The 24,085-nt window shown below is 51.0% G+C and carries 16 protein-coding genes, 1 tRNA gene and 1 pseudogene; 5 read left to right on the top strand and 13 right to left on the bottom strand.

Annotated elements, in window-relative coordinates:
* Positions 1-93: 93 nt before the first annotated feature.
* Positions 94-2,142: an LTA synthase family protein gene (locus tag ACSTTO_RS11060; RefSeq protein WP_439273237.1), complete on the bottom strand. Its 2,049-nt coding sequence runs from the start codon at positions 2,140-2,142 to the stop codon at positions 94-96.
* A 548-nt stretch (positions 2,143-2,690) separates the two neighbouring features.
* Here ACSTTO_RS11060 and ACSTTO_RS11055 point away from each other — a divergent pair.
* Positions 2,691-4,505 (top strand): putative bifunctional diguanylate cyclase/phosphodiesterase, encoded by a 1,815-nt coding sequence (locus ACSTTO_RS11055; RefSeq protein WP_439273236.1) that lies wholly within the window; start codon positions 2,691-2,693, stop codon positions 4,503-4,505.
* Positions 4,506-4,553: 48 nt separating this feature from the next.
* Here the strand turns inward: ACSTTO_RS11055 and ACSTTO_RS11050 are convergent, their stop codons facing one another.
* A complete protein-coding gene (locus ACSTTO_RS11050) occupies positions 4,554-5,351 on the bottom strand; it encodes a glycosyltransferase family 25 protein (protein WP_439273235.1) in 798 nt (265 codons plus the stop codon).
* 417 nt (positions 5,352-5,768) lie between these two features.
* On the opposite strand from ACSTTO_RS11050, the gene ACSTTO_RS11045 reads away from it, so the two are divergent.
* Positions 5,769-8,129 (top strand): glucose/quinate/shikimate family membrane-bound PQQ-dependent dehydrogenase, encoded by a 2,361-nt coding sequence (locus ACSTTO_RS11045; protein ID WP_439273234.1) that lies wholly within the window; start codon positions 5,769-5,771, stop codon positions 8,127-8,129.
* 74 nt (positions 8,130-8,203) lie between these two features.
* Here ACSTTO_RS11045 and ACSTTO_RS11040 read toward each other — a convergent pair whose 3' ends face one another.
* From ACSTTO_RS11040 to ACSTTO_RS11030, 3 genes are all read right to left on the bottom strand, one after another.
* On the bottom strand, positions 8,204-8,569 hold the full coding sequence (locus tag ACSTTO_RS11040) for a DUF779 domain-containing protein (protein WP_439273233.1): 366 nt from the start codon (positions 8,567-8,569) through the stop codon (positions 8,204-8,206).
* Positions 8,570-8,597: 28 nt separating this feature from the next.
* On the bottom strand, positions 8,598-10,115 hold the full coding sequence (gene adh, locus ACSTTO_RS11035; protein ID WP_439273232.1) for an aldehyde dehydrogenase: 1,518 nt from the start codon (positions 10,113-10,115) through the stop codon (positions 8,598-8,600).
* A gap of 261 nt (positions 10,116-10,376) precedes the next feature.
* Positions 10,377-11,390: a GAF domain-containing protein gene (locus ACSTTO_RS11030; protein WP_439273231.1), complete on the bottom strand. Its 1,014-nt coding sequence runs from the start codon at positions 11,388-11,390 to the stop codon at positions 10,377-10,379.
* A gap of 218 nt (positions 11,391-11,608) precedes the next feature.
* Between ACSTTO_RS11030 and ACSTTO_RS11025 the strand changes: the two genes are divergently transcribed.
* On the top strand, positions 11,609-11,845 hold the full coding sequence (locus ACSTTO_RS11025; RefSeq protein WP_439273230.1) for a hypothetical protein: 237 nt from the start codon (positions 11,609-11,611) through the stop codon (positions 11,843-11,845).
* Here the strand turns inward: ACSTTO_RS11025 and glpD are convergent.
* From glpD to ACSTTO_RS11000, 5 genes and pseudogenes are all read right to left on the bottom strand, one after another.
* A complete protein-coding gene (gene glpD, locus ACSTTO_RS11020; protein ID WP_439273229.1) occupies positions 11,833-13,353 on the bottom strand; it encodes a glycerol-3-phosphate dehydrogenase in 1,521 nt (506 codons plus the stop codon). The genes ACSTTO_RS11025 and glpD overlap by 13 nt on opposite strands.
* A gap of 307 nt (positions 13,354-13,660) precedes the next feature.
* Positions 13,661-14,440, bottom strand: a complete 780-nt coding sequence (locus tag ACSTTO_RS11015) for a DeoR/GlpR family DNA-binding transcription regulator (RefSeq protein WP_439273228.1) — start codon at positions 14,438-14,440, stop codon at positions 13,661-13,663.
* Positions 14,441-14,703: 263 nt separating this feature from the next.
* Positions 14,704-16,887, bottom strand: coding sequence for an AGE family epimerase/isomerase (locus ACSTTO_RS11010; protein ID WP_439273227.1), 2,184 nt, complete (start codon positions 16,885-16,887; stop codon positions 14,704-14,706).
* A gap of 22 nt (positions 16,888-16,909) precedes the next feature.
* Positions 16,910-17,020, bottom strand: a pseudogene (locus tag ACSTTO_RS11005) (sugar phosphate nucleotidyltransferase); the annotation flags it as partial.
* Positions 17,021-17,161: 141 nt separating this feature from the next.
* Complete coding sequence (locus ACSTTO_RS11000) at positions 17,162-18,754, bottom strand: phosphomannomutase/phosphoglucomutase (protein ID WP_439273226.1); 1,593 nt, start codon at positions 18,752-18,754, stop codon at positions 17,162-17,164.
* 419 nt (positions 18,755-19,173) lie between these two features.
* Between ACSTTO_RS11000 and ACSTTO_RS10995 the strand changes: the two genes are divergently transcribed.
* Both ACSTTO_RS10995 and ACSTTO_RS10990 read left to right on the top strand, forming a co-directional pair.
* A tRNA-Pro gene (locus tag ACSTTO_RS10995) sits at positions 19,174-19,250 on the top strand.
* A 382-nt stretch (positions 19,251-19,632) separates the two neighbouring features.
* Entirely contained in the window at positions 19,633-20,211 is a 579-nt protein-coding gene (locus tag ACSTTO_RS10990; RefSeq protein ID WP_439273225.1) for a transglycosylase SLT domain-containing protein, read from the top strand.
* 16 nt (positions 20,212-20,227) lie between these two features.
* Here ACSTTO_RS10990 and cysQ read toward each other — a convergent pair whose 3' ends face one another.
* The 3 genes from cysQ to cysD all read right to left on the bottom strand — a co-directional run bounded on the left by cysQ (position 20,228) and on the right by cysD (position 24,079).
* Complete coding sequence (cysQ, locus tag ACSTTO_RS10985) at positions 20,228-21,055, bottom strand: 3'(2'),5'-bisphosphate nucleotidase CysQ (RefSeq protein ID WP_439273224.1); 828 nt, start codon at positions 21,053-21,055, stop codon at positions 20,228-20,230.
* 65 nt (positions 21,056-21,120) lie between these two features.
* Entirely contained in the window at positions 21,121-23,100 is a 1,980-nt protein-coding gene (cysN, locus tag ACSTTO_RS10980) for a sulfate adenylyltransferase subunit CysN (RefSeq protein WP_439273223.1), read from the bottom strand.
* Between the two features lies 1 nt (position 23,101).
* Positions 23,102-24,079 carry a sulfate adenylyltransferase subunit CysD gene (gene cysD, locus ACSTTO_RS10975; protein ID WP_439273222.1) on the bottom strand — a complete coding sequence of 326 codons (978 nt, stop codon included), beginning with the start codon at positions 24,077-24,079 and terminating at the stop codon, positions 23,102-23,104.
* Positions 24,080-24,085: the final 6 nt, after the last annotated feature.

Below are 24,085 nucleotides of genomic sequence, written 5' to 3'. Positions count from 1 at the left end.
GCATGATACAGATATTCATGCATCATAACTGATAAAGCATAAAAAAAATATCTCTCTGCATCAAGCGAACAACAGGCACAAATAAAGATAAGTCTAATATTTAAAAGTCAGTTTTTGATGCAGCCCTGCCTGAGGCGCAAAATATTCAGCGCTTAAAAACGGAAAAAATTTTGCCCTGGAAAATCCGCTGCCGAACATCACATCATATTGCACCTGGCGGTAATCCTGCAAAATCTGAGCAATTTCAGCTTTTTGCTGCCATCCCGTCTGCGGCACATAATCCCTGTCCAGCAGCATATGGCTGTCTACCACCCGATAGCTATTATGCACCTTGCGCAAAAAACCGGTATAATAAGGATGCTCAAAGCCTGCCATTTCCAGAATATAAAGCGGCAGAAAAGACGGGCTGAGCGTGCCGCTGCCACGCAGGCTGCCATTGCGGCTCGACCATAACACCAGCGGTGTTTCATGCTGAGCCAGCATATTATCAGCTGTATCCACGCGGTTTGCAGTACGGGTTTTCATAAAACCGCTTTGTATATAAACATCACCAAGTGGCGGCAAATGATCGCCAAAAAACACAATGATGGTTTCACGCTCACGCTTCTCAGCCCAGTCCATCAGTTTCTTCAGATTTATATCAGCATCTTTTGCACCTTGCGCATAGGAGCGCACTGTGGCTCTGGCAGCCTCGCTCACGCCACTATCAGCATCGGTCAGCACTTTGATTTTGCTATCCGGATAGCGGCTTGGCGCATAGGGGCCATGCCCCTGCAGCGATACGCCAAATAAAAACAGCGGCCGGTCAGCTTGTTCCGCCGCGCGGATTATCTCTCTGGTAAATTCCTCATCCGAAGCCAGATGCCCCTTTTTGGTTAATGCGGGTAGATTTTCCTCGGACAGAAATTTTTCAAAACCGAAATTTTTATAAACAGCGCCGCGATTCCAGAACCACTGCCGATAAGGGTGCAAGGCACGGGTCTGATAGCCCTGATCGCGGAAAAACGATGCCAGAGACGGCACCGGATGGCGGATATATTGCTGATAAGGTATGCTGCCATTGGGCAAAAACGCATTGGAAAAACCGGTCAGTGCCTCAAATTCAACATTGGCCGTCATGCCGCCAAATTCCGGCGAAAAAACATGGCCGGACTGATTGGCACGCACTGTCGCGATTGGATCTTCATCAAAAGCCACCCCCGGAAGCCGGTCCGGATCCCAGAATGACTCGCTCATAATCACAATTATATCCGGTTTTTTCTCCTCATGCAGAGCAACCGGCATTGCCGCGTGTGCGGGAACCTTATCGGCTTCAGCCGGGAAAAGATAATCAGCCATGCTCTCAATACGCTCCTGCGAGTAACCGCTAGGCGCAGAAACATTGGCCATAGGAATATTGAATATAAAGGCAACCACCAGCCCGTTATGCGCATAATTTGCCTTTTGATCCCACATCATCGGCACAATCTCCATACGGTCACGCATATAGGAAAATGTACCGTAATCCGAAATGATACCGAACCAGATCAGTAGCGGCGCCGCAACGGCAATACGCACAAGACGTCCGCACCAGCCAAGAGGCGGCATTGTGCGCCGAAAGAACCGCCAGCCTTTGTAAAGCGCACCGGCCGCGCAGGCCAGTGCGAGCACAATCAATACAGCATCCGCCGGCCGGTCACGCACCAGCAAAGGCATAAGATCAACCACCTGACGGGTATAAAGCAGATCGCTGGGATAAATCGGATCCCCCAGATACATGCCCTTTTGCCGGCTAAACCAGGCCAGCCCCAGCAAAACCGGCGCAAGGATCAAAATGCCCTGCCATAACCGCCCCAGCACAGCATCCAGCAGCAAAAGCGCAAGAAAAATCAGCGCCATTGTTGTCCAGAACGGCCGGTTGGACAGGCTGAAATAGTGCATCCATGATGCAGCACTGCTGCGCATCAAAGCCTCTGCGGCCATTAAAACCGCCAGCGACAGAATAAATCCGCCCGCACTTGCCAATATTATCCGGCGAAGGACTGAACGATGCAAAAACCAGTTACGAAACCGCTGCCCGCGCAGCTCTGCCTGCGGGGCATTCTTGCCTGTGTCTTGCACACAGGGGTTTTCTTCCATAACCGGTATTGCAAGATTATTCACTCTATACTTCCTCAATAATCCGCTTTTTTGCGCGGCGGCAGGCTTTGCAAAAGCCCTGCCGGACCTTCATAAAGACTTCATAAAAATGTCACAAATCATGATAGTTCTAGGGAAAGCAATAAAACTGTGCAAGATGTGCAGAACAGCATAAAGCCCGCTTTATGCCGAAAGCGGTGATTGCTAAGCTTTTAAATCGCCGTCCATGGTGCAATGTCACTATTTTTTATCCCGAATGAAAAATAGTGAGCAGGAGAAAACCCCATATTTTCAATGAGGTACAATAATATAACGTATTTTATAGAAAATTTTACCGGCAAAATCTCTTCGCGGGACTGTAATGCGGTTTTAAGATTTGTGATCAATGCTATAATTCCGGCGCATATTATCCGGTTCTGCAAATATGCAATATTCTACATACGGATAATACAACGAAACAAAAACTGCGGATCCGGGCTGTATTTATTTGGAAATACAGTTTTTCCGCGACAAGAATACCACCGCCATGCTGTTGCAGGCACAATATGCCCCGCATATAATACGGAGCCTCTATGACAACCACCCCAAACGGCAACCGTCCCCCTTCTTACCTGCAAAATATGGCTGCGCCTGCTGATGCGCACGATCCGGATCAAGAAAACGGTATCGGGGATAGGGATTACAACCTGTTAATCAGGTTTATGCGGCGATTGCCCATTGGTATTTTTATAAAAGATATGCAGCAGGGCGGACGCTATATTGTTTTTAATGAGGCCGCCTGCGCACTGACCGGAAAAAATGCCGGCTCTATTATCGGCAAGGCAGACAGCCAGATTTATGATCCGGATACGGCGCGCCTGCTCAGGGATCAGGATTATTACGTTATTGAAAACAACAAAACACTGACGATAAACGATGACTGCACACATCATGCACAGGCGCATCCGGTGCGGGTAACCAAAACCGGCCTTGCTATCAGATCCGGTGAAACACCACGTTATCTTCTCGGTGTGATTGAAGACCGCAGCACGGAACAGTCACTGCAGACGCAGCTTGACCATACAAGCTTGCATGACAGGTTAACCGGCCTGCCCAACCGGGCAGGATTACTGCAATTTCTCACACAACTTCTCAAAGAAAAACAACAGGATTTTGCGCTGATTTTTCTTGATATTGACCATTTCAAACAGATCAATGACGGCACCGGCCATGCTGCCGGCGACCAGCTATTATGCGCAATTGTTTCCCGCTTGTCCGCTCTTCTTAACCCGCAGGATTACATTGCCCGTTTTGCAAGTGATGAATTTGCACTTATCCGGTTTTTGCCGCCGCAAACCCATGACAGGCAACAGAATGAGCAACCGGCTGCCGCCGCTTTTGCCAATAAAATCGCCCTTGCCTTCACAGCTCCGTTTGAGATCAATCACAGCCATAAATATGTAAGCTGCACTTTGGGTATTGTGCCTGTATTGCAAGCCGGTGATACGGCTGAAACCCTGCTGCGCAATGCCGATCTGGCACTCAGCGCCGCCAAGCTCAATAATCGCGGCGGTTACCGGTTTTACAACGAAACCATGCTTGCAACCGCAGAAAAACATCACCGTACTGTTACGGAATTGCACACCGCCCTGCACAGCGATGAATTCAGGCTGTTCTATCAGCCGGTATTTTCCCTGAACACAGATGAAATTACCGGTTGTGAGGCGCTTTTGCGCTGGCAGCACCCGATACGGGGCCTGGTTTTGCCTGATGAATTTATACCTGCGGCCGAAGACAGCCGCCTGATCTGTGCTATCGGTGCGCAAGTACTGAAACAGGCCTGTAGGGATGCTATGAAATGGCCCAAAAAGATCAAGGTCTCCGTTAATCTCTCACCGGTGCAATTTGGCAACCGCAATCTTCTGGAGACTGTAAAAAGCGCCCTGCAGGAAAGCGGGCTGCAGGCAGATCGTCTTGAACTTGAAATTACAGAAACAGTCTTGCTTTCCGATACCGGCTATAATCTCAATATATTGCATGAATTGCGGCAACTGGGCGTGAGCATTGCCATGGATGACTTTGGCACCGGCCATTCATCGCTGAACTATCTGCGCACCTTTCCTTTTGATAAAATCAAAATTGATCGCAGCTTTGTGTCCGATATGCAGGGCGATAAACGCAATCTGGCAATTATTCAGGCCGTTGTGTCGCTGGGCAGTGCCTTTAATATCATCACCACCGCGGAAGGGGTGGAGACATATGAGCAGCTTTTACAGCTCAAAAATGAACATTTTGGCGAGGTGCAGGGCTTTTTCACCGGAAAACCCATGGCGCAGGCCGATATTTGCGATTTTATTGCCCGCTATAATAGCGGAAATCTGCGCTTTATCGCGAAAAACAAAAATTAAGGCAAAAGCATTGCGCCGTTGCGGTTAAGATAAAATGCCCGTGCCAGATCAGAGAATAAAGGGCACCTTTGTCCAGCGTCCGGATGTGGTAAAACGCGTCCACCATTTTGCCGGGCTGAGAATATGTGATGAGCGCCTGTAGCTGCGTGCAATTTCCCGCACAATAAGACCGGGCAATGAAGGGCGGGCAATAACCCGCCTGCGCTCCTGTTTGCGATCGGCCTCGATCAGGCTGGTGAGCCCGACCTGCGCACAAAGTGCAGGCGTTACCTGATGAATCTGCAAATCGCTGAACAGCTCATAGGCCGGATCAAAAATAAGATTATCAACGGGCACGGAAATCTTATCCATGCGTTTTAAAATCCGGCGTGCAGCCACGCGGGAAACAATATAGCCGCCACAACATAAATGCTTGGTATGCAGCCGCGCCACCTGACAGGATGACTGCGGAATTTTCCGGAAATTATCCAGCAGCACAACCGTTTTAAACGTATCCAATTTCACCACATCCGCGCCTTCAGGAATCCAGTCCTCTGAGGTCAGCAGGCAATGGGCATGGCCGGTCAGGGCAATATCATCTTCGAAAATCGCACCATAGGTTTCCGTCCCTCCGGCGATAATTTCCAGACATTTGCGGTGACTGAGAAAACAGCCAATCTCCGACGGCGGTATGCGAATTTCCCAACGCTGCACCGGATCAATCAAACTATCGATCTGTTCCTGCGTGAGCAGGCGGCCGTCAACAGCCTCCACACGGGTGAAAGCCACATCCGCACGCGCAAATTCCCGCTCAATATGGGACAGACGATCCGTTGAGCGATTGAGATTGATCACATAGCATTTCATTTAGGTTTTGCCCGCAATACCGGATATCATTTAAGCCGATAAGATATTTATGATGCACAATATTTATCAGCATATCAGCGCCACTAAAAGCGATAAAACTTCAAATTGCAGGACAATTTTTAACTCTGTGAATATTCGAAACAATTACAATTCATAGCCGGCATATAAAATCTGCTTATTGCTGCCTGTAAAATATCTGCGGATATATCCTTGCTGCCCGCCATTGCGGCGCGGCGTTATAGCCGGCCATTTACCGGAATTTACGAATTTGCAGAAAAACCCGCCATTTTTCCTGTCATAATTAGCTGTATCCGCAGCGATTCATTTGTTCTATTTTCAAATAAATATGTCGCAGCACTTTCCTGAGCGTTTTACTGAGCTATATTTTCCCCCATCCAATAAAGAAGGGGTAGCATTGTGTTGATTTCTTTAACAGCCATCCTCTTTGCTTTTATCGGCATTGCGCTTGGCCTTGGCGGTATCAAGCTCGCCCTGTTGGGCGGCAGCCTTTATTACATCATCACAGCGGCCGGATTTCTGCTGACCGCTATATTACTCTTCATGCGCCGTCAGGCGGCTCTTTGGCTCTATGCGCTGATTATACTTGGCACATTAGGCTGGGCGCTCTATGAGGTCGGGTTTGACTGGTGGCCGCTCGGCTCCCGCGGCGGTGTTATAGTGCTGCTTGGCCTGTGGTTGCTCCTGCCGCCGATCCGCAGGGCGCTAAGCCCTGCCACGCGTGAAATTGCGCCAACCGTGGCACAGGCGCGTACGGGCAGCGCCAGCCCCCTGCCGCTGCTGGCGGCTATTGCCGCAGCATTGATTGTTGCCGGCATCTCTCTCTTAAAAGATCCGCATAATCTGGATGGCTCACTGCCAAGCCAGGATGTGGCCGCAACACCGGATACCGGCAATACCATGCCGGATGGTGAGTGGCATCAATATGGCCGCACGCAATATGGCCAACGTTATTCTCCGCTTGCGCAAATCACGCCTGAAAATGTGGGCAGGCTTCAGCTTGCATGGACATATCGCACCGGCGATGTGCGCCAGCCGCAGGATATAACGGAGACCACCTATCAGGTCACCCCGCTTAAAATTGAGGATACGCTCTATCTTTGCACGCCGCATAATATTGCCATTGCGCTTGATGCGGATACAGGCAAGGAGAAATGGCGCTACAATCCGCAAATCAGTGCCAATACACAGCGCCAGCACCAAACCTGCCGCGGCGTGACCTATTGGAAAGATCAGACTGTCTCGGCTGATCAGGCCTGTTATGAGCGGGTTTATCTGCCCACATCCGATGCCCATCTGATTGCACTGGATGCCAGAACCGGCAAGCTTTGCGAAGGCTTTGCCGAAAAAGGCGTGCTCGATTTAACCCATGGCATGAAATATAACCCGTCCGGTTATTATTATTCCACCTCGCCGCCAACCGCGATTGATGGCAAAATTATTGTTGGCGGGGCGGTGAATGACAATTTCTCAATACATGAGCAATCAGGTGTTATCCGCGCCTTTGATATTCTTACCGGCCAGTTGCTGTGGAACTGGGATTCCGGCAACCCCGATGTCACCACGCCTTTGGCAGAAGGCGAATATTACACCACCAACTCCCCCAATAGCTGGTCGGTTTTCAGTGCCGATGAAAAGCTGGGGCTCATCTATCTCCCGCTTGGCAATCAGGTGCCGGATCAGCTTGGTATGGGGCGCAGTGCGGCTGTAGAAAAATATTCCTCCTCGATCACTGCCCTTGATATAAAAACAGGTCAGGTGCGCTGGGTGCGGCAAACGGTGCATCACGACCTGTGGGATATGGATGTGCCGGCACAGCCTGTGCTGATTGATATTACCGACAAGAACGGGCAAACCGTGCCCGCACTGGTTGGCCCGACCAAACAGGGGGATATTTATGTGCTCGACCGGCGCACGGGCGAGCCGATTATACCGGTAACAGAGGTTCCCGCACCAACAGGGGCGATAGCGGAAGATTTCTCTGCCCCGACACAGCCGCTTTCCGGCCTCACATTCAACCCGCCGCCCCTCACAGAAGCCGATATGTGGGGCGCAACACTGTTTGATCAGCTAGCCTGCCGCATTAAATTCCGTTCATTGCGCTATGAGGGCCGCTATACGCCGCCTTCGCTGCAGGGCACCATTGTCTATCCCGGTAATTTCGGCGTATTTAACTGGGGCAGTGTGGCGGTAGATCCGAAGCGGCAGGTGATGTTTGGCATGCCAACCTATCTGGCCTTCACCTCGCGCCTTGTACCAGCCGACAAAATTCCGCCCAAGGGGCAGGATGAAAAAGCCAGCGAGCAAGGGCTGAACCGCAATGACGGCGCCCCTTATGGCGTATTTCTCGGGCCATTTTTATCGCCGCTTGGTGTGCCGTGTCAGGCGCCGCCCTGGGGCTATGTGGCCGGCGTTGACCTGCGCACCGGAAAAATCGCCTATAAGCACAAAAACGGCACCATTGAGGATATGACACCATTGCCAATTCCGTTGAAACTGGGGGTTCCGGGTATTGGCGGCCCGATGATCACAGCCGGCGGCGTTGTCTTCCTTGGTGCTGCGGTGGATGATTATTTGCGCGCCTATGATCTTACCACCGGCAAGCAATTGTGGCAGGCTCGCCTGCCTGCAGGCGGCCAGTCAACACCAATGAGCTATAGCGGCAAGGACGGCACGCAATATGTGCTGATCGTTGCCGGCGGCCATGGCTCCGTTGGCACCAAGCCCGGCGATTATGTGCTAGCCTATAAATTGCCATGACAAAGCGCAAAAAGGGCGGAATTTCCGCCCTTTTTGTGCCGCGCGGTTTTATACACGCGCCTTGGGAGAAAATTTCATAGCGGGCAAATGGTCGATCGGGTGAGAAAACGTACCTCCCGCCCATTATCCAGAGAAAACATGCCGCCGCGCCCCGGCACCACATCAATAATAAGATTTGTATGTTGCCATGCTTCATATTGCGGGCGGCTGATATAAAATGGCGCGCCGCCGATTTCTCCAAGCAGCACATCCTGATCACCAATCAGAAAATCGCCTTGCGCATAACACATTGGTGATGACCCGTCACAGCAACCACCGGATTGGTGAAACATCACCGGCCCGTATTCTGCCTGCAATTCCGCAATCAGCTTGAGGGCATCAGGCGTTGCGCTGACTTTATCAAGCAGCGGGGGTTCTGCCTTGGTCTGCGTTTTGTCCATAATGCCCTCCCTTGCTCAGTCAATATGATCAGAAAAAGCCCAGTTTTTTGGGGCTGTAGCTCACCAGCATATTTTTGGTTTGCTGGTAATGATCAAGCATTTTCAGATGATTTTCACGCCCGATACCCGATTGCTTATAACCGCCAAAGGCTGCGTGAGCGGGATAAGCATGATAGCAGTTTGTCCAGACGCGGCCTGCCTGAATACCACGGCCGAAACGGTAAGCACGGTTGCCGTCACGCGTCCACACACCAGAGCCAAGGCCGTATAGTGTATCATTGGCAATCGACAAGGCTTCTTCATCTGTCCTGAATGTTGTGACAGAGACCACAGGACCAAAAATTTCCTCCTGAAAAATCCGCATCTTGTTATTGCCCTTAAAAACCGTCGGCTTGACATAGAAACCGCCGGCCAGATCACCGCCAAGCTGGTTACGCTCACCGCCAGCCAGCACCTGTGCGCCTTCCTGACGACCAATATTCAGATATGCAAGGATTTTTTCCAACTGTTCCTGTGAAGCCTGCGCCCCGATCATAGTCGCCGGATCAAGCGGGTTGCCCTGCACAATCGCATCGACCCGTTTCAGGGCTTTTTCCATGAATTTATCATAAATTTTTTCATGAATCAGCGCGCGGCTCGGGCAGGTGCATACCTCACCCTGATTAAGGGCGAACATAACAAAACCTTCAATTGCCTTATCAAGATAATCATCATCTTCCGCTGTCACATCCTCAAAGAAGATATTGGGCGATTTGCCGCCCAGCTCCAGTGTAACCGGAATAAGATTTTGGCTGGCATATTGCATGATCAGGCGGCCGGTGGTGGTTTCACCTGTAAAGGCAATTTTTGCAATGCGCGGGCTGGAGGCCAGAGGCTTGCCGGCCTCAAGGCCAAAACCATTGACAATATTAAGCACGCCATCAGGCAGGAGATCGCCGATCAGTTCTGCCAGCACCAAAATGGAAGCCGGTGTCTGTTCTGCCGGTTTCAACACCACACAATTACCCGCAGCCAGTGCCGGCGCCAGTTTCCACACCGCCATCAAAATCGGGAAATTCCACGGAATAATCTGCCCGACAACCCCCAATGGCTCATGGAAGTGATAGGCAACCGTATCATGATCAATTTCAGAAATTCCACCTTCCTGCGCGCGTATGGCACCGGCAAAATAACGGAAATGATCAATTGCCAGCGGCAGATCAGCATTGGTGGTTTCACGGATAGGCTTGCCATTATCCCAGGTTTCCGCCTCAGCAAGCAAAGTCAGATTATCCTGCATACGGTCGGCAATTTTATTAAGGATCAATGCACGTTCTGCAGCACTGGTGCGCCCCCAGGCCTCTTTGGCGGCATGGGCAGCATCCAGCGCCAGTTCCACATCAGCAGCATCGGAACGGGCAATTTCACAAAGAACCTGTCCGTTAACCGGTGAAATATTTTCAAAATAACGTCCAGATTTCGGCTCCACCCATTTACCGCCGATAAAATTGCCATAGCGTTTGGCAAATTTCGGATGACTTGTCCGGCTTACCTCAACCTTATTCATAGTCTCTCTCCCTGTCTTCAATGCGCATCTTTCTGCAAGATAATATCCGGCCATCCGTATGCGCCTCACACACCGGCACAGACCTCTCCTCAGATCAAATACCGGCTCCTCCAATAATCTTGCCCGAATCCCTCAGCCTGTCATGTGACAGGCTGAGTGTTCACGGCAGTCAATTGCCGGCAATGTCGCAAGAATGAGACAGTTTCCAGGACAGAATAAAAATACACCGCATTGATTGCGCAACAAAATAAAGTGGCTGTGTCAGCGCCCGTTTTGCGGGCGCAAAATCTGCAACCGGTTCAGCTTGCGATGCAAGGTTGCACGGCTCATGCCCAGTATTTTTGCTGCCAGCGATACCTTGCCCTCCGCACGGGCAAGCGCGCGAATAATCACGCCACGCTCAGCTTCAGCCAAATCCGTTGCCTGATCATCCGGATTGCCAAAAAAATCCGCTGCCGGAACGGGACCTTTCAAACCATCCTCGCCAAGCCCCAGCGCAATCCGTGCCGCACGGCTGGCGCCAATCACCATATCATCACGGTCAATGGCCAATAATGCACCGCTGTTATGCTCGGCCACCGGTGCAAAAACGATACGGGCTTGTTGAAAATGATAGCGGAAATAATCCGTCTCGATTTTGCGCGCCGCATCATTGACAGCGGCAAATATCAGGCCTGCATAGGCTTCTGTCAGGTCTGAACGGCAGGAAGAGACATCCAGCACCGCCACCAGACGCCCCAAATAATCATGAATCGGGGCAACAGAACAGGAAAGCCCCGCATTTCTGGCATGAAAATGCTGCTCGCGGTGTATGGTAACCGCGCGCTGCTCAACAATGCAGGTGCCAATGCCATTGGTGCCTTCACTGGCTTCACTCCAGATTGCCCCTGTCCACAATCCCCATTGGCGGAATGTATCATCATCGGCAGCGGCACCGCGGCGCTCTGCCGGCACTCCATTGCTGTCAGCCAGCAAAACACAGCAGCCAATGCCGCCGACAGATAAAAACAACCGGTCAAGCACCGGCTGCGCCAAATGGATAAGCGCCCCGCTATGCTCGCGCAATTGCCGCAATTCCTGCTCGCTGATGGTTTGTGGCCTGCCGGTATTTTGCGGTTGCAGGCCATGCAAACGTGCAGAACGCTGCCATGAGGCAATAAGGGCAGAACGCGCCGCGCCATTGCCGCCTATAGCTGAATGTATCCGCTCAGCATGGGCTGCAAAACCTGCCCGCTCCGCACTTATTACCGATATACCGCCTGCCCCGATGTCCATCCCATGCCCCTCCCAGAGCATTTTCAACCAGCATTTTAAAAAAAGCCGGCAAGATATGACAATACTGACACTGTATACGGAAAACGAAAAAGCCTGATTTTTTGCCCAAAATACGAATGTATTTTACAGATCCGGACAGATTTTTACCTGTTCGCTTTTTTGATACCTGCCCCGCCTTCAAAAGCCCTTATAACGCGGCCTGAATGCGGAATGGCACAATGAAAAGAATTAAATGCGGCTTATTGCAGATAACCAGCCACCTCATTGGCCGGATGACCTGCCCGGATATTCGGCTTCAACATATTCCGCCACTTCATTCAAAGTCTGCGGGCAATGATAGTCCAGATTTAACCTGCTGTGAAGAACAAGATTGCGCGAGCGGCAAACCGGCATTGCACCGGCTAAAGCCGCATTGGTTAAAACGCGGCCAATATTTGCAAATTCAGGCGCCCTGATAGCCGGTTTCAGCTTTCATAAAATCATCAAGTGCTGCAATTTCACTGTCACTCATACGCAGGCCAAGCTTACTGCGCCGCCAGACAATATCTTCCGCCGTCAGCGCCCATTCCTGCACCATCATATAGCGCACTTCCGCCTCATAAAGATCAGCGCCAAAATGCCGGCCAAGATCTTTATAGCCAGCGGAATTACCCAAAACCCACTGGGCACGCGTGCCATACATGCGGAACAAACGCGCCGCATGTGCAGGTGTAAGATAAGGATAATAAGCGCTGAGTTTTGCACTCATGCGGCCAAAATCCTGCACAGGAAAATCTCCGCCCGGCAAAGGTGCCTTATGTGTCCATGGCGCACCTTTTTTACCCAGATAATACTCAATTTTTTGCAGCATATGCTCAGACAAACGGCGATAAGTGGTAATTTTACCGCCAAAAATATTGATCAAAGGTGCCTTGCCCTCACCGGCATCTTCCTTCAGCACATAATCGCGGGTGGCCTCCTGCGCCTTATCGGCACCATCATCATAGAGCGGGCGCACACCGGAATAAGACCAGACAATATCCTCGCGGCACACAGGATCACGGAAATATTCGCTGGCGGCAGCGCACAGATAATCTGTCTCCTGATCAGTAATTTCCACCTTTGCCGGATCACCATGATAATCCTGATCCGTGGTGCCGATCAGCGTAAAATCATTTTCATAAGGAATAGCAAAAATAATGCGCCCGTCATTATTTTGGAAGAAATAAGAGCGCTCGCCATCAAATTTCTTGCGCACCACAATATGGCTGCCCTGCACAAGGCGCACATTATGCACCTCTGCCAGCCCTTCCATGCCGGCAAGAACACGGTCAACCCACGGCCCTGCGGCATTCACCAGAAGGCGTGATGTGATTTCGCTTGTTTGATTGCTGCGCAGATCTGTGAGCGTAATATGCCAGATACCGCCAATGCGCCTTGCACTGGTAACCTTGGTGCGGGTGCGGATATCTGCACCCCGCTCTTTGGCATCCATAGCATTGAGCGCAACAAAGCGCGCATCATCAACCCATTCATCAGAATATTCAAATGCCTTGGTAAACAGGTCTTTGAGCGGTGCAGCCGCCTTGTCTGTGCGCATATTCAGCGTGCGTGTTGCAGGAAGCAATTTACGACCGCCAATATGATCATAAAGAAACAGACCAAGCCGCAACAGCCATGCCGGACGCAAACCGCCACGATGATAAGGCAGGATGAAGCGCATCGGCTTAACCAGATGCGGTGCATTGGCCCATATCACCTCACGCTCCATCAATGCTTCCCGCACCAGTCGAAACTCATAATATTCCAGATAGCGCAAACCGCCATGAATCAGCTTGGTTGCACGCGAAGACGTGCCGCTGGCAAGATCTTTCATTTCAGCAAGGCCCGTGCGATAGCCGCGCCCTGCCGCATCACGGGCAATACCGCAACCATTAATACCGCCGCCAATAATGAAAATATCAAAATCCGTATTTGCAACCACGCCGCAAACTCCGCAGAAAAGCCATGCCTGTAAAATATCCCGCTGCTTGAAGCATGAAAAATTGACAGGGCTGTGACACCTTAAAAAGTGCGCACCAAAATCGCCTTTTATGCGGCAGCGGCCACCACATGAAAGCAATATAGTAAAAAACGAAACTAAATCGAGCGAAAAAACGAAACTTCACACAAATAGATTGCCTGTTGCAGGGTAATGGCGGCTATTTGCCTTGCCAATAGGCAGATGCCGGGAGAACCGCACCGCACACTTGCCTGCAATATCCTGTCATGCGTGATAAAGCTGGCTATAGTCAGGCCGGATTGTTCTGTTTCATCGCCTCAATCAATCTCACATCATGATCGGCACAAATTTGCCGCAAGGCCGGTTCTGCGCATTCATCGGTGATAAAAGTATCAATTTGCGATAAATGCCCCATCCGTACCGGCGCACTGCGCTCCATTTTGGTGGAATCAGCAACCAGAATCACATGACGGGCATTGGCGATAATTGCCTGCGCCACCTTGACCTCACGATAATCAAAATCCAGCAAGGCCCCATCCGCATCAATGGCTGAAACGCCTATAATCGCATAATCCACCTTGAACTGGCGGATAAAATCAACTGCCGCCTCACCAACAATGCCGCCATCACTGGCACGCACCACACCGCCGGCAATGATGACCTCAATGCCGGAATAAACACGCAGCCGGCTCGCCACATTAATATTATTGGTAATAACCATTAATTGACTATGTGCCAGCAAATACTGGCTGACAGCCTCGGTCGTCGTGCCAATATTGATAAATAATGATGCGCCTTCCGGTATCAATGCCGCGGCGGCCTTGCCAATGGCCTGTTTTTCAGAAGCGGCAATCTGCCGGCGCGCCTCATATTCCAGATTTTCCACACCCGACGGAAACAGCGCCCCGCCATGGGTGCGCGTGAGCAATTGTGAGCGGCACAGATCATTAAGATCTTTACGGATTGTCTGCGGACTGACCTGAAACCGCTCTGCAAGATCATCCACCAAAACCTGACCTTTGAGTTTGGCCAGTTCAAGAATGGCGCGATGTCGTGGAGAATGTTGCATAAAAATCCGCCCGATGCTCACAAAAACAGAAGTTCTCAAGATAGCCTATCATTGGCTGAACACAAGCAGATGAAACCGGTATCCTGTCAAGTTTATTTCATATGACAATAATTTCCACCATTGATCACGATAATGCCACCAGGAGAACACTCGCTATCTGTACTTCAAGAAACCGGCAATGCCCGGTAAATAGCCTGTTTTTTAACATGAAGCTTTTTGGCCATAGCCAGACAACACGCCGCAAATCACGCAGCACATTAGCATCACACCGGCAGATATGATGCTGCATGAAAAGAGCCTGAATCATTCCGCGTTATTTTGGCTGCCGCATGATCCGGCATATTTTTTGCTCCGGTCTTTTCCAGAAAGAGCGTCAAGGCACTGACCAGATGATAGAGAATAGAGGCAGGCACAAAGCCGGAACACTTGATGCCCGCATGATCAATCTGATCAATCCATAAACCTTGTTGTGCCGGCTGCAAATGCCAGCGAAACAATGTCTCAATCCGGCTTTCAATTTCCGGCCGCAAATCAATATCATTATATCCGTTCAGCATAATAGCAGCTTTAATGGCCTCACATTGCTGCCAGCTGCGGCTACCGCGATCAAGCGGCCTGCCTGCCCGTGACAGGGCATTATAAACCAGACCGGTTGTGCGGTTTGTGCCGGCCGCCATTGCGTGGCTATAGCAGCGAAACGCTATCTGACGGGAAGCCATACAGCCGGTGCGCAGCGCATAATCACTAAGCAATGCAGCCCATTCAAACGCATGACCCGGCTGCGTATAATCACCTTGTCCGGCTCTTGCCCGCTGCCAGTTCCGGTCAAAAAACTCACCGATACACCAGTTATCCTGATCGAAAAAAACATGGTGGCACAGCTCCGCAATCTCTGCTGCACGATGCAGAAAACCCGTGTCCCCGCTTATCTCATGCCAGGCAAGGCACGCTTCCAGATAATGCATATGTGCATTCGCGCTCAATATTGCACCAGCCTGATTGCGATCAGCATCCGTTTCAAAAAAGCCGCCTTCAGGATGCGCCATTTCTTTATCGAGAAAATAAAACGTCTCCTGCGCCAAGTGCAAAGCATGATTGTGCCCTGCCGCCTTGGCATAGGCCAGCGCCAGCAACATGCAGGTTTGATCATAAAAATTATGCCCCTCCTGCGCCACAGCCCCGTCAGCATGAAAAGACTGCAGCCAGCCAGCTTTTTGGCTGCGCCCCCGAGCCTGCATAAAAGCCAGACCATGCGTGATCAGCGGCAGCGCCTCCTCCCCTGCCCATCCCGCCATATGGCTTTTGGCAAAAGCATAGATCTGCCGCGCCATGGTGCGTGACCGGCGCAGACCAGCCACAGGCTTGCCCTGCAGGGACAGGCGCTCATAAAACCCGCCATTTTGATAATCCACCCCGTTTGCCGCCCAATAAGGCAGCGCCTTATCAAATAACCAATGGCGCACCTGTGTGTGCCAGTCCGATAAAGGGGGAGCCGGCGCATAATATAATTCTCTGCGGGCTTGTGCCTCAAGCTGCCCGATCACCGCCTGCATATGATGTGCCTGCGCCAGCGGGGCAACAAATGTGGCATCACCCGTTGCGATAACCGCCATATCCGCAAGACCGGACACCGTAAGCAATCCGCTTTCGCTGCGCAGATAGCTGTTATGGCAGCCCTCAGCAATCACATCGCCGCTAATAATATTACCGCGGCTATCCTCCTCATGGCGGGTTTGCTGGAAATGCAGCAAAGATTGCCATGAACCAAGATCACTCCAGTAAAATGATGCCGGCACCATTGCGCAATTATTGAGCTTTTCCATAATCGCATGGTCAAAGGAAATGGCCGGTATTGCCTCATAGGCTTTCTGCGGCAGCAGAATATCTGCCTCTCCACCCCTGCCCGCCCCGTTCAGCGCGGCCTGCACGGCCTGCCATATATCCGGCGCATATTCCAGAAAAGCCCTGCATATTATGCGGGCGCGCGCCAGAAAAATACCGGAATTCCAGAAAAAACAGCCCTGACGGATAAAATTCACCGCTGTGTCATAATCCGGTTTTTCAACAAAGCGGCGGATGGGAAAAACCTCACCCTGCATATTATCCGCCTCAATATAACCATAACCCGTTTCCGGCCGTTCCGGTAACAGGCCAAAAGTGACGACAGCCCCCTGCATAGCGGCAGCAACGCCCTGTCTCACACTGTGCCAGAACTGACCCGCTGTTGATATTGCATGATCTGCCGGACACAATAACAGCAATGCATCATCATGTTCCCGCAAGGCTGTTGCACAAGCCACGGCAATGGCTGCGGCAGTATTGCGCGCCACCGGCTCCAGTATCAGCTTTATGCCGGAGGCACCCGTATCCGGTTTGTTGCAAGCGGCGATTGCCTGATGAATTTGCAGGCGGTGTTGTGCCACGCCGATCATATTGATGCGGTTCAAAAAAAAACGATTGCGCCTGCAACCGCTCCAAAGTGGCTGTTAACAGGCTCTTGTCGCCATGCAGGGCATGAAACTGCTTTGGCCTGTCAGCCCGCGACAAAGGCCATAAACGCGTGCCGCTGCCGCCACACATCACAAAACTTAAAAACGGTAAATTAAGCTTATTCCCTGTTTCAAATTCCGGCGCTGCCAGATCATATGCCATAGCCATACCCCCGTACAAGCTATCAACACTTTGTTTATATTCATTATTTTTAATCTGTATTTGTTATTTTCATGTATTATATATATTGAAAACCTGCAGCACATCTTCCAGTGCTGCGAGCATTGCCTGCAAACGTTGAGGGGAGACAGGACTTTCTGCCACCATCACCAGTTCCGGCTTGTTGGAAGACGCCCTGATCACCCCCCATGTGCCGTCAGCCACGGTGATACGCGCGCCGTTAATCGTCAAAATATCTGTGATTTCATGCCCGCAGAAACACTGCCCTTCCCGTTCAAGACGGCTTAAATATGCCGTGATGCGCCCGACAACATCATATTTAAGCCGGTCACAACAGGGTATATTGATGGTTGGCGAGGCAAAGCTCGGTGGCAATTGCCGGTGTAATCCGGCCAGTGTCTGCCCGGGATGTTCTGCCAGCATTTCACACACGGCTATTGCCGTTGCAAGCCCGTCATCATAACCAAGTCCGAGAGGCGGGCACAAATAAATATGGCCGGATTTTTCAAACCCTGCCAATCCGCAGCACTCTTTCAAACGGCGCTTGATATAAGAATGGCCGGTTTTCCAGTATTCAACCGTAGCCTGATGTGCCGCCAAAACCGGATCTGTTGCAAACAGGCTGGTTGATTTGACATCAACAACAAAATGCGCGCCATGATGGCGTGCCGAAAATTCACGTGCCAGCAACAGCCCGACACGATCTGCAAAAAGCACATTGCCCTCATTATCAACCACGCCACAGCGATCGCCGTCCCCGTCAAAACCAAAAGCCAGATCAGCCCCATGCTCCCTGACTGCTGCTATCATTGCTTTTTGCATCGGCGCAGCTTCAGGATCGGGATTATAATGCGGAAAGTGCCAGTCCGGCTCGCAATCTACCTCAACAATATCACAGCCGATAAGGCGCAGGATTTGCGGCGCAAACAAACCCGCCGTACCATTGCCGCAGATAATTGCTACTTTAAGCCTGCGCGATAAAAAACGCCCTTTCGTCAGGGCTGTGGCATAGAGCTTGCCCACATTGCCAGCAAAGTGATAGCTGCCACCGCCGATACGCGCCGCTTTTTGCTGCAACACTATGGTTTTCAACTCTGCCATATCTGCATTGGCAAAGGTAAAAGGGCGTTCAAAACCAATTTTAAGCCCCGTCCAGCCATTCTCATTATGCGATGCGGTGACCATGGCTACCGACTGAATATTCAATGCAAATTGTGCAAAATATGCCATTGGCGACAGAGCAAGGCCAATATCACAAACCTGCGCACCGCCTGAAACAAGCCCTCTGATAAAAGCGGTTTTGACAGCAAGGGAATAGCTGCGCAAATCATGACCCACAATAATTGCCGGATCAGCATTGCGCTGATGCAGCATATGTGCAAGCCCCAGCCCGACAGCCTCAATACCGGCAAGATTAATTTCAGGCGCTTTCTCTGAACCATTCAAGCCCAGCCACCAGCGCGCATCATATTCCCTGAACCCTTCCGGCCGGATCAGGGGCTGATTTTCCTGCGACAGCGCCTCTTGCGTAAAAATTCCGGAAACCGGTACAAAGCCATCAGCCAGAAGATGATTGTCCGGAACATGATTATCCAAAGCCTGATCAGCCTGCGGATAATTTGCCTGATTTTGCTTCTGTCTCATATATGTCTGCATATTCGCCCCTGAAAAGAATCAAAAAATATGCACGCCGTGACGGGGGCTGCCCCGCACAGTCAACAACAGCTGAAAACCATTCAACCCTGATAAAAAGAGCATAGGCTTGAATTTTCATCTTTGCCAAGCAAATTTTCATCAAAAACAGAAAAATCCAATAGATTTTTATCTGAAAATATAGGAACTAAATAATTGATTATATTGGTTTATTTATAAAGTAATAATTTCTTTCTTTACGAATATATGCAGATTCAAGGTCGTTTTACGGTACGAAAAACGCTCCGTTAAAAAAGCGTGTTTTCAACACCCAAACCGCAAAAAACGCATAATAAACAATTGTTTTGATTTTTTTGCATAATTTGCTTGCAGAGAGCAAAATGCGGCGCTATAAGCCGGCTCACGGTCAACGGAGCGTAGCGCAGTCTGGTAGCGCACCTGATTTGGGATCAGGGGGTCGGAGGTTCGAATCCTCTCGCTCCGACCATTCCTCCTTAAAGATCGGCTTGATAATAACGCATCTTATACAGATTAATATCTGTTACGGATAAGCCGGCTATTTTATTTCGCCTGTTTTTTCTTCTGTCATGCATTTTGCTGGCCGGCAACAATGGCCAGGCAAAGCCTGAATGCTTAATCAGATTGTCAGGCAAAGCCTGACAGGCGCACAATGGCAGCAAATCAGAAATGTTTCAGGCGCACGCTTAACCCGTGATTAACCACGCAAACAAACATTATCGTTCCAAACCCGTTTAGACCACATTTTGCCAAAACTTTTGGCGTTATGCTTCCGGCATAACTGTTATGCCGCTTTGCAGGCAGATTACACTGCAAAGCGAAAATATCTGTTTTGTCTGAGAGATGCCGCCATGAAAAAATTTATTCTCATTCTTGCTGTTTTTCTTGCCGGATGTGCCTCAGCTCCCAAATCTGTCAATAATGCCTGCGCAATTTTTGACCAGCGCGATGGCTGGATCACCAATTGGCACAAGGATGCCAAAAAAGCAGAACGTGATTTTGGCGTGCCGATTCCGATCATGATGGCAACAATTTATACTGAATCCAGTTTTCAGCCCTATGCCCGCCCGCCACGCACCAAATTGCTTGGTTTTATCCCCTGGAAGCGCCAGTCATCAGCCTATGGTTATTCACAGGCGCTGGACGGCACCTGGGCGCGTTATATGCGTGAAACCGGACGCCATGGTGCAAGCCGCACCAATTTTGGCGATGCCATCCATTTTGTTGGCTGGTACCATCGCCAGAGCAATATCAAAAACGGTATCTCACTCAACGATCCCTATAATCTCTATCTGGCTTATTATGCCGGCCATGGCGGCTATGCAAAGGGCAGCTGGCGCGGCAATCAGGCTGTGCAAAATGCAGCCCGCAAAGCAACCAATATTTCTCAACGCTATGCGGCACAGCTGCGCAGTTGCGGGCGGATATAATTTCAAATATCTGTGCTCAGCCGCCATAAGCGATAAAGTGAGGATTGGCAAAATCATCCCCCGGCCGGGGGCTGCGCTTGCCATAGGTCAGGAGCGCATTATCAAGGGTTAGTGTCTTGCCTCCTGCCGCACGCAACACCGCATCACCAGCGGCAGTGTCCCATTCCATTGTGCGGCTGAAACGCGGATAAATATCGGCCTTGCCTGCCGCCAGCAGGCAAAATTTCAACGATGAACCGACACTGATACAGGATGTGATTGCCTGCTCGCGCAAATAGGCCTCCGTTTCCGGTGTATTATGAGACCGGCTGGCTACGGCTATCTTTTCCTTCCCTCCGGCACGCACCTGCAAAGGCTGCCCATGCTGCAAGACGAGGCTTTGCGCCTGATCGGCCACATATTGCCATGCCCCTGCCGCTGATCCGCAATATAAATGTTTGCGCACAGGCGCATAGACAACACCTGCCACAGGCACACCCTGCTCAATCAAGGCTATATTCACAGTAAAATCGCCATTGCGCTGCACAAATTCCCGGGTGCCATCCAGAGCATCAACCAGAAAAAATCTGCTGCCAATTTGCTTCATCGCGCTGCAGGCCGCCATTTCCTCTTCTGCAATCACTGCGATATCCGGCAAGAAGCCATGCAAATATTTAAGGATAACAGCCTCTGCCGCATGATCAGCCTCACTGACAGGGGAAGCATCAGGCTTGAAGGTGACAACACAACCGGCGGCATAGAAATGCATAATCTGCCGCCCCGCCTCAAGTGCTGCCTGCTGCATGATTGCCATTAATTCAGCCGTGGCCAAACTATTCTGATTCCCTGCCATGCTGATCCTCATATTTTGCAGGCATATTATATCATCGCCTTATCGGATATCGCAATTAAGATCAGCCCGTCCTCACATCAGATCGACCATCCTTCGCCGGCATAGGTGCGGATTATCCCACGCTGATTGAGATATTTCTCCACCTCATCTGCCAAATCATCCTCAGTGCCAGCCTGCCCCTGCAAATGCAATTCCGGTGTTTCAGGGCGCTCATAAGGAGCATCAAGGCCGGTAAAATCACGAATTTTTCCGGCTCTGGCTTTGGCATAAAGCCCTTTCGCATCTCTGGCCTCGCAAAGCGCAAGCGGCGTATCAACAAATATTTCCGCAAACTCATAATCACCGGCAAGCCTGCGCGCCAGCGCGCGATCCTGCGCCAGAGGCGAGATTGCGCATACCAGCACAATCAGTCCGGCATCCAGCATCAAACGCGCCGTCTCTGCCAAACGGCGGATATTCTCACGGCGATCTTCCTCTGAAAAACCCAGATCACTGTTCAAGCCATGGCGCAAATTATCGCCATCAAGGATGAATGTGTGCTTGCCTGCCACATGCAGGCGCTGCTCCAGAACTGTTGCAATACTTGATTTTCCTGAGCCTGAAAGGCCGGTAAACCATAAAAGTGCCGGTTTCTGATATTTTTGCGCGGCATGGTCTGCAGCGCTGATTTTGGCAGCCTGCAGATGAACATGCGAGGCCTTGCGCAAGGAATGATCAATCAACCCTGCAGCAACGGTTGCATTGGTCAGGCGATCGATCAGAATAAAAGAGCCTGTGGCACGGTTTTCCTCATAAGGATCAAAAGCCAAAGCGGAGGAAAGCTGCAAAGCCACCTGCCCGATCTCATTGAGATGCAATTGTTCTGCGGGCTGGTGTTCAAACTGGCGCTCACTCTCTTCAATATTGATCCGGTAATGCAGATTGGTAACAGTGGCACTGACCTGATCTGTCTGGCTGCGCAGCCAATAGTGCCGCCCCGGCCTGAGCGGTTCCTGCCCGAACCAGACCAGATGTGCTGCCAGCCGGTCACTGATCTGCGGGCGCGCCTGCGGATGAGCCAGCATATCCCCGCGGGAAATATCGCGCTCCTCTTCCAGCACCAATGTAACGGCCTGTCCTGCCTGTGCAGTTTCAAGCTCGCCGTCTGCTGTTACAATATAGCGGATTGTGGCTTGCGTTCCCGAGCGCGCCACCACAATCTTATCCCCAGTACTAACCTTTCCGGAGGCAATTGTACCGGCAAATCCCCGAAAATCCGCATGAGGCCGGCTGACATATTGTACAGGGAAACGAAACCCGGCATCTGCTTCAGCCGCTCTGTCTGCCGCCACATTCTCCAGCCATTCCAGCAAGAGCGGCCCCTGATACCAGCGCATATTTTGTGAGCGCGTGCTGACATTATCGCCAAGACGTGCCGAAAGCGGGATAGCCTGAATGGTCGTGAACCCAAGATCTTTGATAAAATCCTGATAATCCTTAACAATTTTGTTAAAGACCGCCTCATCATAGCCAATCAGGTCAATCTTGTTAACCGCCAGCACAATATGGCGAATGCCTAAAAGTGCTGCAATAAAACTATGGCGCCGCGTCTGTTCAAGCAGGCCTTTACGGGCATCCACCAAAACAATCGCCAAATCAGCATTGGAGGCACCCGTCACCATATTGCGCGTATATTGCAAATGTCCGGGCGTATCTGCCACAATAAAACGGCGTTTTGGCGTTGCAAAAAACCGATAAGCCACATCAATGGTGATCCCTTGCTCACGCTCGGCTTCCAGCCCGTCCACCAGCAATGCATAATCAATATCACCACCTGTGGTGCCATGATTGCGGCTATCTTGCTCCAGCTGCTCAATCTGATCTTCAAAAAGACCCTTGGCCTCATAGAGCAACCGCCCGATCAGCGTGGATTTGCCGTCATCAACAGATCCGCAGGCAAGAAAACGCAAATGCGCCTTATCCTCATGCAGTTGCAGATTGGCGATAACCGCAGGGCTGTCATTTGCATTTTCTGCACCCTCCGGGCGGATAATTTTGCGGGAAATGCTTGCTGTCATTTTAAAAATATCCTTCCCGCTTTTTCTTTTCCATGGAGCCGCTCTCATCGCGGTCGATCAGGCGTCCCTGACGCTCAGAAGTTCGTGTCAGCAACATTTCCTGCAAAATTTGCGGCAAGGTCTGCGCCTGTGATTCAATCGCCGCTGTTAACGGGTAGCAACCCAATGTGCGAAAACGCACCATACGGGTTTCAACAACCTCGCCCGCCCGCAATTGCAGCCTTTCATCATCGGCCAGCATCAGCATATTATCGCGCCTGACCACGGGGCGCGGAGCCGCAAAATAAAGCGGCACAATCGGGATATTTTCCTGATAAATATACTGCCAGATATCAGCCTCAGTCCAATTGGATAACGGAAACACACGGATCGATTCACCAGTTTTGATCCGCGTATTATAGATATTCCACATTTCCGGACGCTGATTTTTCGGATCCCAGCCATGGGATGCATTGCGAAACGAGAATATCCGCTCCTTGGCGCGGGATTTCTCCTCATCCCGCCGCGCACCGCCAAAGGCCGCGTCAAAACCATATTTATCCAGCGCCTGCCTCAGGGCTTGTGTTTTCATCACATCCGTATGCACATTGGAACCATGAACAAAAGGATTAATGCCCGCTTTCACACCTTCAGCATTAATATGCACCAGAAGATCAAGCTTGAAAGCTTTAGCCTGTGCATCACGAAAAGCGATCATCTCCCGGAACTTCCATGTTGTATCCACATGGAGAAACGGAAAAGGCGGCGGCGCAGGATAAAAAGCCTTGCGCGCCAGATGCAACATGACAGAAGAATCCTTGCCTACGGAATAAAGCATGACCGGCTTTGCAAAACTGGCGGCCACCTCACGAAAAATGTGAATTGCTTCCGCCTCCAGCCTTTGCAGATGGGTTAACGGGCTGATTGCCCGATCCCTGACGGTGACCGGTGCATCCTGAGAAAGCGGCACAAGATCCGCATAATGCAGCGCCAGGCTCATAGTGTT

The sequence above is a fragment of the Pseudochrobactrum albidum genome, assembly GCF_051851455.1.
Taxonomy (GTDB): domain Bacteria; phylum Pseudomonadota; class Alphaproteobacteria; order Rhizobiales; family Rhizobiaceae; genus Pseudochrobactrum.
The sequence above is the reverse complement of the archived record's forward strand: the minus strand, read 5'-3'. Positions and strand labels throughout refer to the sequence as shown.

Coding starts and splice junctions, on each gene's coding strand:
- ACSTTO_RS11055 (WP_439273236.1), top strand. CDS start 2,691: ATGACAACCACCCCAAACGGCAACCGTCCCCCTTCTTACCTGCAAAAT.
- ACSTTO_RS11050 (WP_439273235.1), bottom strand. CDS start 5,351: ATGAAATGCTATGTGATCAATCTCAATCGCTCAACGGATCGTCTGTCC.
- ACSTTO_RS11040 (WP_439273233.1), bottom strand. CDS start 8,569: ATGGACAAAACGCAGACCAAGGCAGAACCCCCGCTGCTTGATAAAGTC.
- adh (WP_439273232.1), bottom strand. CDS start 10,115: ATGAATAAGGTTGAGGTAAGCCGGACAAGTCATCCGAAATTTGCCAAA.
- ACSTTO_RS11030 (WP_439273231.1), bottom strand. CDS start 11,390: ATGGACATCGGGGCAGGCGGTATATCGGTAATAAGTGCGGAGCGGGCA.
- ACSTTO_RS11025 (WP_439273230.1), top strand. CDS start 11,609: ATGAAAAGAATTAAATGCGGCTTATTGCAGATAACCAGCCACCTCATT.
- ACSTTO_RS11015 (WP_439273228.1), bottom strand. CDS start 14,440: ATGCAACATTCTCCACGACATCGCGCCATTCTTGAACTGGCCAAACTC.
- ACSTTO_RS11000 (WP_439273226.1), bottom strand. CDS start 18,754: ATGAGACAGAAGCAAAATCAGGCAAATTATCCGCAGGCTGATCAGGCT.
- ACSTTO_RS10990 (WP_439273225.1), top strand. CDS start 19,633: ATGAAAAAATTTATTCTCATTCTTGCTGTTTTTCTTGCCGGATGTGCC.
- cysQ (WP_439273224.1), bottom strand. CDS start 21,055: ATGAGGATCAGCATGGCAGGGAATCAGAATAGTTTGGCCACGGCTGAA.
- cysN (WP_439273223.1), bottom strand. CDS start 23,100: ATGACAGCAAGCATTTCCCGCAAAATTATCCGCCCGGAGGGTGCAGAA.
- cysD (WP_439273222.1), bottom strand. CDS start 24,079: ATGAGCCTGGCGCTGCATTATGCGGATCTTGTGCCGCTTTCTCAGGAT.